Origin of the sequence: Comamonas sp. NLF-1-9 (genome assembly GCF_019195435.1) — a bacterium.
Taxonomy (GTDB): Bacteria; Pseudomonadota; Gammaproteobacteria; order Burkholderiales; family Burkholderiaceae_C; genus Comamonas_C.
In genome coordinates this window covers 1543967-1556049 of record NZ_CP078069.1, presented here as the reverse complement: position 1 = coordinate 1556049, position 12083 = coordinate 1543967, and the positions used below count along the sequence as shown (strand labels likewise).

Annotated in this window: 10 protein-coding genes; 5 read left to right on the top strand and 5 right to left on the bottom strand. The window is 67.1% G+C overall.

The window, feature by feature from the left end; genetic code table 11:
- Window positions 1-22: 22 nt before the first annotated feature.
- The 3 genes from grxC (at window position 23) to KUD94_RS07525 (ending at window position 1896) form a co-directional block, all read left to right on the top strand.
- Window positions 23-280: a glutaredoxin 3 gene (gene grxC, locus KUD94_RS07535; RefSeq protein WP_218236321.1), complete on the top strand. Its 258-nt coding sequence runs from the start codon at window positions 23-25 to the stop codon at window positions 278-280.
- A 115-nt stretch (window positions 281-395) separates the two neighbouring features.
- Window positions 396-860 (top strand): protein-export chaperone SecB, encoded by a 465-nt coding sequence (gene secB / locus KUD94_RS07530; RefSeq protein ID WP_218236319.1) that lies wholly within the window; start codon window positions 396-398, stop codon window positions 858-860.
- A 49-nt stretch (window positions 861-909) separates the two neighbouring features.
- Window positions 910-1896 carry an NAD(P)H-dependent glycerol-3-phosphate dehydrogenase gene (locus KUD94_RS07525; RefSeq protein ID WP_218236317.1) on the top strand — a complete coding sequence of 329 codons (987 nt, stop codon included), beginning with the start codon at window positions 910-912 and terminating at the stop codon, window positions 1894-1896.
- Between the two features lie 75 nt (window positions 1897-1971).
- On the opposite strand, the gene KUD94_RS07520 is transcribed toward KUD94_RS07525, so the two are convergent.
- The gene (locus tag KUD94_RS07520; RefSeq protein ID WP_218236315.1) at window positions 1972-3699 is read right to left on the bottom strand and encodes a M14 family metallocarboxypeptidase; all 1728 of its coding nucleotides are present in this window, start codon (window positions 3697-3699) and stop codon (window positions 1972-1974) included.
- Between the two features lie 113 nt (window positions 3700-3812).
- Entirely contained in the window at window positions 3813-5432 is a 1620-nt protein-coding gene (locus KUD94_RS07515) for a DEAD/DEAH box helicase (RefSeq protein ID WP_218236313.1), read from the bottom strand.
- Between the two features lie 262 nt (window positions 5433-5694).
- Between KUD94_RS07515 and ettA the strand changes: the two genes are divergently transcribed.
- Complete coding sequence (gene ettA / locus KUD94_RS07510) at window positions 5695-7356, top strand: energy-dependent translational throttle protein EttA (protein ID WP_218236312.1); 1662 nt, start codon at window positions 5695-5697, stop codon at window positions 7354-7356.
- Window positions 7357-7401: 45 nt separating this feature from the next.
- The gene (locus KUD94_RS07505) at window positions 7402-8583 is read left to right on the top strand and encodes a DUF1631 family protein (RefSeq protein ID WP_218236310.1); all 1182 of its coding nucleotides are present in this window, start codon (window positions 7402-7404) and stop codon (window positions 8581-8583) included.
- Between the two features lie 75 nt (window positions 8584-8658).
- On the opposite strand, the gene KUD94_RS07500 is transcribed toward KUD94_RS07505, so the two are convergent.
- Genes KUD94_RS07500 through KUD94_RS07490 form a run of 3 tightly spaced genes read right to left on the bottom strand, consistent with a single transcriptional unit; the run spans window position 8659 to window position 12072 of the window.
- Window positions 8659-9357, bottom strand: a complete 699-nt coding sequence (locus KUD94_RS07500) for an ABC transporter ATP-binding protein (protein ID WP_255568645.1) — start codon at window positions 9355-9357, stop codon at window positions 8659-8661.
- Complete coding sequence (locus tag KUD94_RS07495; RefSeq protein ID WP_218236308.1) at window positions 9354-11177, bottom strand: ATP-binding cassette domain-containing protein; 1824 nt, start codon at window positions 11175-11177, stop codon at window positions 9354-9356. The genes KUD94_RS07500 and KUD94_RS07495 overlap by 4 nt, the downstream gene beginning before the upstream one ends.
- 19 nt (window positions 11178-11196) lie before the next feature.
- The gene (locus KUD94_RS07490) at window positions 11197-12072 is read right to left on the bottom strand and encodes a branched-chain amino acid ABC transporter permease (RefSeq protein WP_218236306.1); all 876 of its coding nucleotides are present in this window, start codon (window positions 12070-12072) and stop codon (window positions 11197-11199) included.
- Window positions 12073-12083: the final 11 nt, after the last annotated feature.

The following is a 12083-nucleotide window of genomic DNA, read 5'->3' as shown; positions in this document are numbered from 1 at the left end:
CCCATGGTGCAAGAATGGGGGCATGCAAAACGTCAAGATCTACACCACCGCTACCTGCCCCTACTGCCTGCGCGCCAAGGCGCTGCTGCAGTCGCGCGGCGTGCAGGACATGCAGGAAATCCGCGTCGACGCCGACCCGCGCGCGCGCCAGGAAATGATGGAAATCACCGGCCGGCGCACCGTGCCGCAGATCTTCATCGGCGAGCAACACGTGGGCGGCTGCGACGACCTGATGGCGCTGGACGCCCGCGGCGGCCTCACGCCACTGCTGCAGGGCTGAGCCAGGGCAGGGTGCCCGCGCCCGGGGGCGCATTGCATAATGCGCGGTTTCCCGCGCCCGCGCGGCTTGTCCTGCTGCGGGCCTTCATCTTCATTGCCTCTCCAAGATCGACACCATGGCCGACGAACAAGCTAACCCGGTTTTCCAGATCCAGCGCATGTACCTCAAGGACGTGTCCTTGGAGCAGCCCAATTCCCCCGCAATCCTGCTCGAGCAGCAGCAGCCCAGCGTGGACATCCAGCTCGGGGTGGGCGCCGAGACCGTGGTCGACGGCATCTATGAAGTGACCGTGACCGCTACCGTGCATGCCAAGCACGAGGACAAGACGGTGTTCCTGGTCGAGGTCAAGCAGGCCGGCATCTTCGAGATCCGCAACGTGCCGCAAGAGCAGATGGACAACGTGGTGCGCGTGATCTGCCCGCAGATCATCTACCCCTATGCGCGCGCCAATGTGGCCGACGTGGTCACGCGCGCGGGCTTTCCGCCGGTGCATCTGGCCGAGATCAACTTCCAGGCCATGTACGACCAGCAGCAGGCCGCAGCCAGCGCCCAGGGTGCCAACGGCGCCACCCAGCAGTAAACCTAGGTATTTTCTGGCCCAAAGCCTTGTGCAGTCTGCGCAAACAGCTATGGATATCGTAGTTGTCGGCGCCGGCGCATGGGGTAGCGCGATGGCCATCCACGCGGCGCGCCATCCGGCGGGGCACCGCGTGCTGCTGTGGGGCCGCGACGCGCGCCAGATGGCGGCGCTGCAGGCCGGGCGCGAGAACACCCGCTACCTCAAGGGCGTGCCCTTGCCTGCGGGCCTGAGCCTGGCCAGCGGGCCGCTGGAGCCGCTGGCGGCGGGCGCCGATCTCCTGGTGCTGGCCACGCCGATGGCGGCGCTGCGCGAAATGCTGCAGGCGCTGCAAGGGGTGCAAGCCCCGCTGGCCTGGCTGAGCAAGGGCTTTGAAGCGCAAAGCGGTCTGCTGGCGCACGAGGTATGCGAACAGGTGGCGCCGCGCCTGCGCGCCGCCGCGCTCAGCGGCCCGAGTTTTGCGCTGGAGCTGGCCCGGGGCCAGCCGACTGCGCTGGTGGCCGCAAGCCGGCAGGCCGAGCTGCGCGAGCAGCTGGTGCAGGCGCTGCACGGCGGCGCCTTGCGCGTCTATGCCAACGACGACCTGGTCGGCGTCGAAGTGGGCGGGGCGGTCAAGAACGTGATGGCGATCGCCACCGGCTTGTGCGACGGCTTGCAGCTCGGCCTGAATGCGCGCGCCGCGCTCATCACCCGCGGTCTTGCGGAAATGTCGCGCCTGGGCTGCGCGCTTGGCGCGCGTAGTGAAACCTTCATGGGCCTCTCTGGCCTGGGCGACCTGGTGCTCACCGCCACTGGGGAGCTGTCACGCAACCGCAAGGTGGGTCTGCTGCTGGCCCAGGGGCTGGCGCTGCCCGAGGTGCTCGCTTCGCTCGGCCACGTATCCGAGGGGGCCTACAGCGCCCGCACCGTGCTCGAGCGCGCGCGCGCCCACGGCGTGGACATGCCCATCACCCAAGCGGTGGTCGGGCTGCTCGATGGTCGGCTGCAGGCGCACGAAGCGGTAGCGCACTTGATGGAGCGCGACCCGCGCCAGGAGTGAACCGCCCCGGGCGCCATCGCCTGGTGCGGGCTCCGGGCTGCCGCGCACACCGGGTGCCAGCGCAGCAGCCCGCTCTTATTCAGTCGCTTCAAAGACCAGGCTCGGGTTGTTCAGAACACGGGCGCTCGCACCCGGCGTGTTCGGCACGATGCCCTTGGCCTGGTAGCTGAAAGCCGTCGAGGGCTCGAGCGCTGCCGCGGCCACATTGGCCAGCGGCTGGTTCATGCCCACGTAGTGGCTGCCGGCGGGTGCATCGATGGACATGCGCAGCGGCTCGCGGCTCGCGGCCGTGCCTGGGCCCGCAAAGCTTTCCGCGAGGATGGAGCCTTCCTCCGCCACGCGCATCACCTGCAGACCGAGCAGGCCGAGCCGCTCCGCGGCGATGCTGTCCTGCGTGAACCAGTAGCCGCAGGGCCGCGGGCGCTCCAGTTCGGGGCGCAGCACCTGGTTGGAGACCCAGCGCACCTGCAGCGTACGCAGCTCGCCGCTGGCCGCGTCCAGCAGCCGCAGCTGGTGCTCGGCAACGGCCGGCGCGGCCTGCACCGTGAGCATGCCCTGGCAGGCGCGCGAGGCGATGTCGCGCGCCACGAAGGATTGCACCTGCAGCAGATCGGCGCTGCGCTCGGCCGTGCTCTTGAGCACGCTGGTCAGCGCCACCACCAGGCTGTGCACCCGGCGCTGGGCGTGCGCACGTTCGAGCGCCGCTCCCCCGCGGCTGGCGAGCGACAGCCCGACGGCGTTGCTCAGCGCAGCCAGGTTGTGCAGCGACTCGGGCGTGGTGTCGCCCGCCGTGGCGCTGAGCCCCTCGCCGCTGTCGCTCAAGGTGTATTGCCATTCCTGCGTGAGCCCTTGCGCCTGCAGCGACTGCATCAGTGGCTGCAGGTACCACTCGCGCGTCGCCTTGCCGATGAACTCCGGCACGTTGGCGGTGTTCGCGCCCTGCACCAGCAGGTCTTGCGCGGGCAGCAGCTCGCCCATGGGCGTGTGGATTGGCTGCGCCGCATATTCGTGCACGTCTGCGACCACGGCGGGACGGTAGTCGCGCACCAGCCGCGCGATCGCCCTGGCTTCGGGCGTTTGCAGCGCGAGGTGGTCGCGGTCGAGGTCGGTCGCGTCGGCGCTCGTGTGCGCGCCGGCATCTGCCCCGTCGGGGTTGGCGCGCGCCACGATGACTACGTTGATGCGTTGCAGCATGGGCGCGAGAAGTCCTTGCGAGAGTTCGCGGGCGATCACCAGCAGCGCTTCGCTGCTCGCGGGCTCGTCGCCATGCTGCTGGCCCACGAGCAACACGGTAGGCCGCCCGTTGCTGGCGAGCGTCTTGCCGTCGCGCGCATCACCGAGCGCCAGTGCCAGCAGCGGCAGGCCGTTTTGCGTTCTGCCGGCGCGCAGCAGCTCGACCCGCGTGCTGCCGCCGGCAGCGGCGCTCAGGCCTTCGAGCCATTGGGCCAGCTCGGCGTTGGTGGTCCATGAGCGGCGGTCCGGCCGCAGGCCGGGCGTGTCGTAGCGCACGGGCGGGTCGGGGAACAGCGCCGCCACGCCAGGGTTTTCCATCGGCGCGGCCGTGGGCAGCTCCTGCGCCGGGACGACCGGCGCGCCCACGGCGGCGCCATCCTGCTGCGGCATACCGGTCTGCGGCGGGCCCACAGGCACGGTGCGCGGCGGCGGCACGACCCGCGCCTGCTGCGCGGGCCAGGGCGGCAGCGGCGTGCCGGCGCAGGCCGCCAGCAGCAGGGCGGCCAGGGCCGCGAGCGGGCGCGGGGAGGGAAGGCGCACGGTGGCGCGCGGGTCGATCAGCAGCTTCATGGACGTCGGTGCGGAAATCGGCGGTGCCGATAGCTTGCCACAAACACATGCGGGCCCGGGCCCGGGCAAACCGCGTGCCGCCGCCCGGCCGCCCCTGGGTGCTAGGGCGCTGCTCAGCCGCCGTAGCCGCCGCCACGCGGTCCGCGCGAGCGCGGTCCGCGGGATGCGCCGCTGCGCCGCCCGCGCTGGCTCATCAGGTCTACGCTGGTGCGCATCGGGTCGGGCTGGCCGGAGTGACCGCGGCTGCTGCGCGTGGGTTCCATGCCCATGCGCCCGAGTTGCGTGCCCAGGTGGGCGTTCTCGCTCGGCGGCTGGCTGTCGTCGCGCACCGTGCGCTTGCCGCCGCCGCTGCCGCGGCGCCTGCCGTGCGAGCGCGCGGCCTCTTCGCCGTGCGCCGGCGTGCTGCGGGCCTGCGGCGCAGCCGCTGCCCCGCTGCGCCCGCCCGAACGCGTGCCGCGCGAAGCGCGCATGCGCTCCATCATCTCGGCGCGCGCGGCCTTGGCTGCGGCCTGCATGACCTCGCGGCTGGGCGGCTTGCCGGCGCCGCCCCAGAGCGTCTGGCGCCCCATGGCGATGGGTTCGGCATGTTCGCCCTCGTCGGGGCCAAAGCCTTCCAGTGGCTGGACCGGAATTTCCTGGCGCGTGAAGCGCTCGATCTCCATCATGAAGCCTTCTTCGTCCATGCAGACCAGGCTCACGGCGTGGCCTTCGCGGCCCGCGCGGCCGGTGCGGCCGATGCGGTGCACGTAGTCTTCAGGCACGTTGGGGATTTCGTAATTCACCACATGCGGCAGCTCGTCGATGTCGATGCCGCGCGCGGCGATGTCGGTGGCCACGAGCGCGCGGATCTTGCCGCTCTTGAAGCCTTCGAGCGCATTGGTGCGCGCGGTCTGGCTCTTGTTGCCATGCAGCGCCATCGCCGAGACGCCGTGCTTGTCCAGGTATTCGGCCACGTTGTTGGCGCCGAACTTGGTGCGGGTGAACACCAGCACCTGGCTCCAGTTCTGCTCTTCGATGATGTGCAGCAGCACCTGCTTCTTCTTGGCGCGACCCACGGGGTGAATCACCTGGTGGATGCGCTGCACCGTGGTGTTGCGCGGCGTGACCTGCACGCTCTTGGGGTCGCGCAGCAGGCCGGCGGCCAGCGCCCGGATCTCGTCGCTGAAGGTGGCGGAAAACAGCAGGCTCTGCTTGTCGCGCGGCACCAGGGCCAGCACCTTCTTGACGTCGTGGATGAAGCCCATGTCCAGCATGCGGTCGGCTTCGTCGAGCACCAGCGTCTGCACGCCCGAGAGGTCGAGCAGCCCCTGCTGCTGCAGATCGAGCAGTCGGCCGGGGGTGGCCACCAGCACGTCCACACCGCGGCGTATGCGCTCGACCTGGGGGTTCATGCCGACGCCGCCGAAGATCACCGTGGAGCGGATGTCCAGGTATTTTGCGTAGGCGCGTATCGATTCTTCGATCTGCGCCGCGAGCTCGCGCGTGGGCGTGAGGATCAGCGCGCGGATCGGGCGGGCGGCCGCGCGCTCGGCGCCGCTGGCGGCCAGGTGCTGCAGTATCGGCAGCGCAAACGCGGCCGTCTTGCCGGTGCCGGTCTGTGCGCCGGCGAGCAGGTCATGGCCTTCAAGCACCAGCGGAATGGCCTGGGCCTGGATGGGCGTGGGCGCGTCGTAGCCCAGCTCTTGCACGGCACGCAGCAGCGCTGGTACCAGATTCAGTTCGTCAAATGTCATGCGTAGTGTCTGCACCCGTCCTGGGCGCGGGGTATCAGACCGAAGCCACGGCTGCGTCGAGCCGGCGGGCCAGTACAACAGATCTGAGGTTTGCGAAAGCGTGGGCTCCCGGATGGAGTCCCGCCGCGCTTCGTTTCTGAAGCGCCTCTGCCGGGGCTACTGGATGGCCCGGCAAATGCGTATTGTCGCATGCACGGATAATCGACGTCAGCGCTCGGCGAGCCTGCCGGCCCCACACCACCCGTTTTGCAAGAAGGAATCCATGGCCCAGTATGTTTTTTCGATGAACCGCGTGACCAAGACCGTGCCACCCAAGCGGCAGATTCTGAAAGACATTTCCCTGTCTTTTTTCCCGGGCGCGAAGATCGGCGTGCTGGGCCTGAACGGTTCGGGCAAGTCCAGCCTGCTCAAGATCATGGCGGGCGTGGACAAGGAGTTCGAGGGCGAAGCGCTGCCCATGCCGGGCCTGAGCATTGGCTACCTGCCGCAGGAGCCCCAGCTCGACCCGACGCGCACCGTGCGCCAAGAGGTTGAGGACGCGATGGCGGAGGTCAATGCCGCGCGCGCACGGCTTGACGAGGTGTATGCGGCCTACGCGGAAGAGGACGCCGATTTCGATGCGCTCGCAGCCGAGCAGGCGCAGCTCGAAGCCATCATCGCCGCCGCCGGCACCGACAGCGAGCACCAGCTGGAGATAGCGGCCGATGCGCTGCGCCTGCCGCCCTGGGAAGCGGTGGTCGGCAAGCTCTCGGGCGGCGAAAAGCGCCGCGTGGCGCTGTGCAAGCTGCTGCTGTCCAAGCCCGACATGCTGCTGCTCGATGAGCCCACAAACCACCTGGATGCCGAAAGCGTGGAGTGGCTGGAGCAGTATCTGCATCGCTTTCCCGGCACGGTGGTGGCCATCACGCACGACCGCTACTTTCTGGACAACGCGGCCGAATGGATTCTCGAGCTCGACCGTGGCCACGGCATTCCCTACAAGGGCAACTACACCGAGTGGCTGCTGCAGAAGCAAAACCGCCTGGAGCAGGAGCAAAAGGGCGAAGAGGCGCGCGCCAAGGCGCTCAAGAAAGAGCTCGAATGGGTGCGCCAGAACGCCAAGGGGCGCCAGGCCAAGTCCAAGGCGCGCATCGCGCGCTTCGAAGAGCTGTCCGACCACGAATACCAGAAGCGCAACGAGACGCAGGAGATCTTCATCCCCGTGGCCGAGCGTCTGGGTACCCAGGTCATCGAATTCCATGGCGTCACCAAGAGCTTTGGCGAGCGCGTGCTGATCGACAACCTGAGCTTCACCGTGCCCGCCGGCGCCATCGTCGGCATCATCGGACCCAATGGCGCGGGCAAGTCCACGCTCTTCAAAATGATAGCTGGCAAGGAACAGCCCGACAGCGGCGAAGTCGTGCTGGGGCAAACCGTAAAGCTTGCCTACGTGGACCAGTCGCGCGACGCGCTGAGCGCCGACAAGACCGTCTGGGAGGACATCTCGGGGGGGCTGGACATCATCAACGTGGGCAAATTCCAGATGGCTAGCCGCGCCTATTGCGGGCGCTTCAACTTCAATGGCCAGGACCAGCAGAAGAAGGTCGGCAATCTCTCGGGCGGCGAGCGCGGCCGCCTGCACCTGGCCAAGACGCTGATCCAGGGCGCCAACGTGCTGCTGCTGGACGAGCCCTCCAACGACCTGGACGTGGAGACCCTGCGCGCGCTGGAAGACGCCTTGCTCGAATACGCCGGCACGGTGCTCGTCATCAGCCACGACCGCTGGTTCCTGGACCGCATCGCCACGCACATCCTGGCGGCCGAGGGCGACAGCCAGTGGTTCTATTTCGACGGCAACTACCAGGAGTACGAGGCCGACAAGAAAAAGCGCTTGGGCGAAGAGGGTGCCGCGCCGAAACGGGTACGCTACAAGGCTTTGAAGTAAAACACCGCCTTCGGCCGCACACGTCGTCGGGATCACGCTTACGCCATGTCGGACTCTTCTGCAGGTTCGGTTGCTATCTACAGGGCCAGCATCGTCGGCGCGGTCAAGCGCGCCAGCGCGCTCATGGCAGACCTGTTGCAGCAGGTGCGCGCGGACTGGCCGCAAGGCGCGCACGCCAGCGCGCTCGACGCGCAGGCGCTGCAATTGCTGCTCAAGAACGAAGTCAAGCTGATCACCCAGTTCCCGCTGATGATGCTGGAGCTGTTTGCCCAGGGCACCACGACGCAGGCAGGGGCGAGCTTTGCCGGCGGCAAGCCGGGCCAGCCCGCAAAGAACGATGTGCGCCTGCGCGTGGACATGGTGCGCGTGCGCCAGAGCATCGCCGCGGAGGTGGGGCCGGCGCTCTCCGAACTCGACACGCTGATCGGCGCGGCCCAGGGGTTCGACCGGGTCCAGCCCGAACGCAATCCGCTGCGCCCCGGCAACTATGTGCGCGCGCTGTTCGCGGTGGTTTATGGACTGGGTGCGCCGGCTGAAGTCAGCCGCCTGTGGCTGCAGCGCATGGCGCCGGCGCTCGGGCCCTTGCTGGCAAGGGAATATCTGCGGGTTTCCGAGCAGCTTCGCGGGCGCGGCATTCAGCCGCTGCACTACCTCTCCACGGGGCGCAGCAGGTTCTCCGACCTGGCAGGAGACGAGCGCGGCGCGGCCATGCGCGTAGACGTGGCGGAAAGCTTTCTCACCCCGCTGGGGCAGGAGGCCTTGCCCGACATCGACTCTTCGATGTGGGATTCGGTGCGCCCCGCCTCGACCCTGCAGGCACCCGAAGCGGGCGATTCCGCCGCCGCGCCCATCGGTGTGGATACACCCGAACCGACGCCGCCGCCGGACAAGCGGCCGGTTTCGTCGGTGCAGGAGGCTGCGCGGCCCTACAACGGGCTTGCCGGGTCAGCGCCCGAAACCTTGCCGGCCGAAGCTGCCGCCCCTGCCGCGCCAGCAGATGCAGAGGCAGCCCAGTCGCCGGGTCAGACCGGGCTGCAACTGGGCGACTGGGTGGAGATTCGCGCCGCCCAGGGTCAGGTGCGCACCCAGTTGACCTGGCTCAGTCCGCGTGAGACCTTGTTCCTTTTCACCCAGGCCGACGGCAGCACCCAGAGCATGACCTCGCGCATGGTGGCGCGGCTGCTCGGCAGTGGGGCGATGAAGCGCGCAGGCGGCGCAGGCCAATGAAAAGAGCCTGCGCAGCAGGAAGGCTCCAGAAGGTTTGAAGGGAGCCGGCGCGCGTGCCGCCGGCCGCGCAGGCGCTCAGACCCCGAGGTAGCGCTGGATGATTTCGGGCTGCTTTTTCAACTCCGCGGTCGTGCCCTCATGCACGATCTGGCCGTTGTTCAGGATGTAGGCGCGGCTTGCGAGCGACATCGCTGCCGCCAGATTCTGCTCGATCAGCACGATGGTCTGGCCGGCTTTGGCCAGGTCGTGGCAGACCCGGATCAAGTCCTGGACGATGACGGGCGCCAGCCCCTCGAAGGGCTCGTCGAGCAGGATGATCTTGGGGTCGCGCACCAGCGCCCGGGCAATCGCCAGCATCTGCTGTTCGCCGCCCGACAGGTCGGTGCCGCGGCTGGTCTTGCGCTCCTGCAGACGCGGAAAGATCGAGTAGATGCGCTCCAGCGGCCATTTGTTCTTGGCGGTGAGGCCGGCGAGGACGATGTTTTCCTCGACGTTCAGACTGCCAAAGATGCGCCGCTCCTCGTGCACCAGCTGCAAGCCGGCCATGGCGATCTCGTGCGCCTTCTTGCCGCTGACCTCGACGCCGTCGAGCTTGATGCTGCCGGTCTTGGGTTTGACTACCCCGGCCAGGCTCTTGAAGGTGGTGGACTTGCCTGCGCCGTTGCGCCCGAGCAAGGCCACGACCTCGTTTTTTTCGACGCGCAGACCGACATCAAAGAGGATGTGGCTGTCGCCGTAGTAACTGTTGACTCCGCTGACTTCTAGCAGGCTCATTGCGTCTCTCCATGCACGCCGCCGAGGTAGGCTTCCTGCACCAGGGCGTTGTTCTTGATTTCGTCCGGGGTGCCTTCCACGAGCAGACGCCCTTCCTGCAGCACGGTCACGCGCTCGACCAGCTCGAACAGCGAATCCATGTCGTGGTCGATGATGACCAGGGTGCGTCCCTTGGCGATGGACTTGAGCAGAGCCACGGTTTCCACGCGCTCCTCCGCGCTCATGCCCGCCAGCGGTTCATCGAGCAGCAGCAGCGAGGGCGAGGTGGCCAGAGCCAGGCCCACTTCCAGCCGGCGCTTCTCGCCATAAGCCAGGTCGGCGACCGGGGCGTCGAGCCGGTGCGTCAGATGCACCAGTGCCGCGGTGCTCTCCACCTGCGCCGACAGACCCCGAACCTTGTCCATGGACTTGAGCAGGTCGGCCTTGAACTTGCCGCGCAGCTCTGCCAGGGCCGAGATCATCAGGTTCTGGCGCACCGTCAGGCGCTCGAACAACTGGTTGATCTGGTAGCTCTTGGTCAGGCCGATCTGGCAGGCGTCGGTCACGCCCATGTGGGTGATGTCGCGCCCGTCGAACTTGATGGTGCCCGAGGTCGGCTTGACTTCGCAGGTAAGCATCTTGAAGAAGGTGCTCTTGCCTGCGCCGTTGGGGCCGATGATGCCGCGGATCTCGCCGTAGTTGACGGCAAAGTCGATGTCGCTGTTGGCAGCGATGCCGCCGTAGTGCTTGGTCAGGCCCTTGACCTCGATGATGTGGCCGCTCTGGTTGCGTGTGCTCTTGTGGCGCAGTGTACTGGTGCTGGCTGCGGGCATCGGCACGGCGGCCTCGGGCGCGGTGCGTTTGTCGCCCCTGCCGAACAGCTTGTGGTAGATGTCCACGAACAGGCCGACCAGGCCGCGGCGCAGGAAGACCACCAGCAAGACGAATACCACGCCCAGAATCAGCTTCCAGGTGGCGCCCAGATTGAGCACGGTCTGGAAGAAGTCGCTCAAGAGCAGCCAGGTGGCCGAGCCCAACAGCGGACCAAACAGCGTACCCGCACCGCCGATGGCGGTCATCATCACGACTTCGCCGGAGGTGGCGAACATGAAGGCGTCGGGCGGCATGAAGCCCTGCATGACCGCCAGCAGACCGCCGCCGAAGCCCGCATACATGGCCGCGACGATGAACACCACGAGCTTGTAGCGGTGGATGTTGTGACCCAGCGCCAGCGCGCGGTCAGGGTTCTCGCGGATCGCGCGCATCACCAGCCCGAAGGGCGAGCGCACCATGCGCAGCGCGATCACCAGGCCGACGAAGAACCAGAAGGCGAAGAACGCGTACTGCTCGAGGTCGCTCTTGAAGTGGATGGTGGTGAAACCCAGGCCCAGGCTGGCCGAAGGCACGCCGGGCAGGCCGTTTTCACCGCCGGTGTACTCCGCAAGCGGGTTGAACTCCATGAAGAAGAACACCTCGGCGATCGCCACCGTGATCATCGCGAAGTAGATGCCGGTGCGTCGCAGCGCCACCATGCCCACGAGGTAGCCGGCGACGCCGGCCACGATGGTGCCGAAGATGATCGCCAGCACCACGTTGGTAAACGAGGTCTGGGTGAGCAGATAGGCCGCGAACATGCCGCCGGTGCCGAAGAAGGCCGACTGGCCGAAGGACAGCAGGCCGGTGTAGCCGAACAGCAGGTCAAAGCCTATGCCGACCAGGGCGAAGATCATGATCCGGTTGATCGTCGCCGGCGTGAAGCCCAGGGGCGGGAGAATGAAGGGGACGGCAATCAGGGCGAGCAGCGTCAGCAGCTCGGCAAGAAATGGAATTTTTCTGGACATCTGGAACTCTGCTCGGAATTTAGGTGCGACCAATAGAGCCCATCAGACCGCGCGGTCGGAAGACCAGGACGAGGGTCATTGCTACGAAAAGCATGATCATGGAGTAGGCCGGATTGACCATCGAGGTCAGCGAGATGATCTCGCCGGCTATCAGGCCGCCGAGGATGGCTCCGGGAAAGGACCCCACGCCGCCGATCACCACCACCACGAAGGTCTGCACGAGGATGGAGTCGCCGCTGTCGGGCGACATCGCGACCACGGGCGAGTAGACGATGCCCGAGAAGCCCGCAGCCATCGCGCCTATGCCGAAGACCAGGGTAAAGACCTTGTAGACATTGATGCCGAGCGAGTCGACGGCCACCGAATCTTCGATGCCGGCGCGCACGATCATGCCGATGCGCGTGCGATACAGCACCCAGTAGAGCACCAGCAGCGCCACCGCGATGATGCCCAGCAGCGCCAGGCGGTAGGTGGGATAGACCATGAAGCCCATGTTGGTGATGCCGCCAAAGATCTCGGGCGGCGGCACCTTCTTGGACAGGCTGCCGAAAAAGTAGCGCACCAGCTCGGCAAAGACGATGCTCAGGCCGAATGTGACGAGCAACTGGTCTTCGTCGGGCCGGGCATAGAAGTGCTTGATGATCACCTGCTCCATGATCACGCCGACGATCATGACGAACAGGGCTCCGGCGGCCACGGCCAGAATGAATGAATGCGAGTATTCGAATGCGAGCCAGCCCGCATACCCGCCGAGCATGAACAATGCGCCATGCGCCAGATTGAGCACGCCCAGCGTGCCGTAAATGATCGTCAGGCCCGATGAGATCAGCGCCAGCAGCGCGCCTAATACCAGCCCGTTGAACAATTGCGATAGGAAATTGGCCGTGTTAATCACATTGCCCCGCC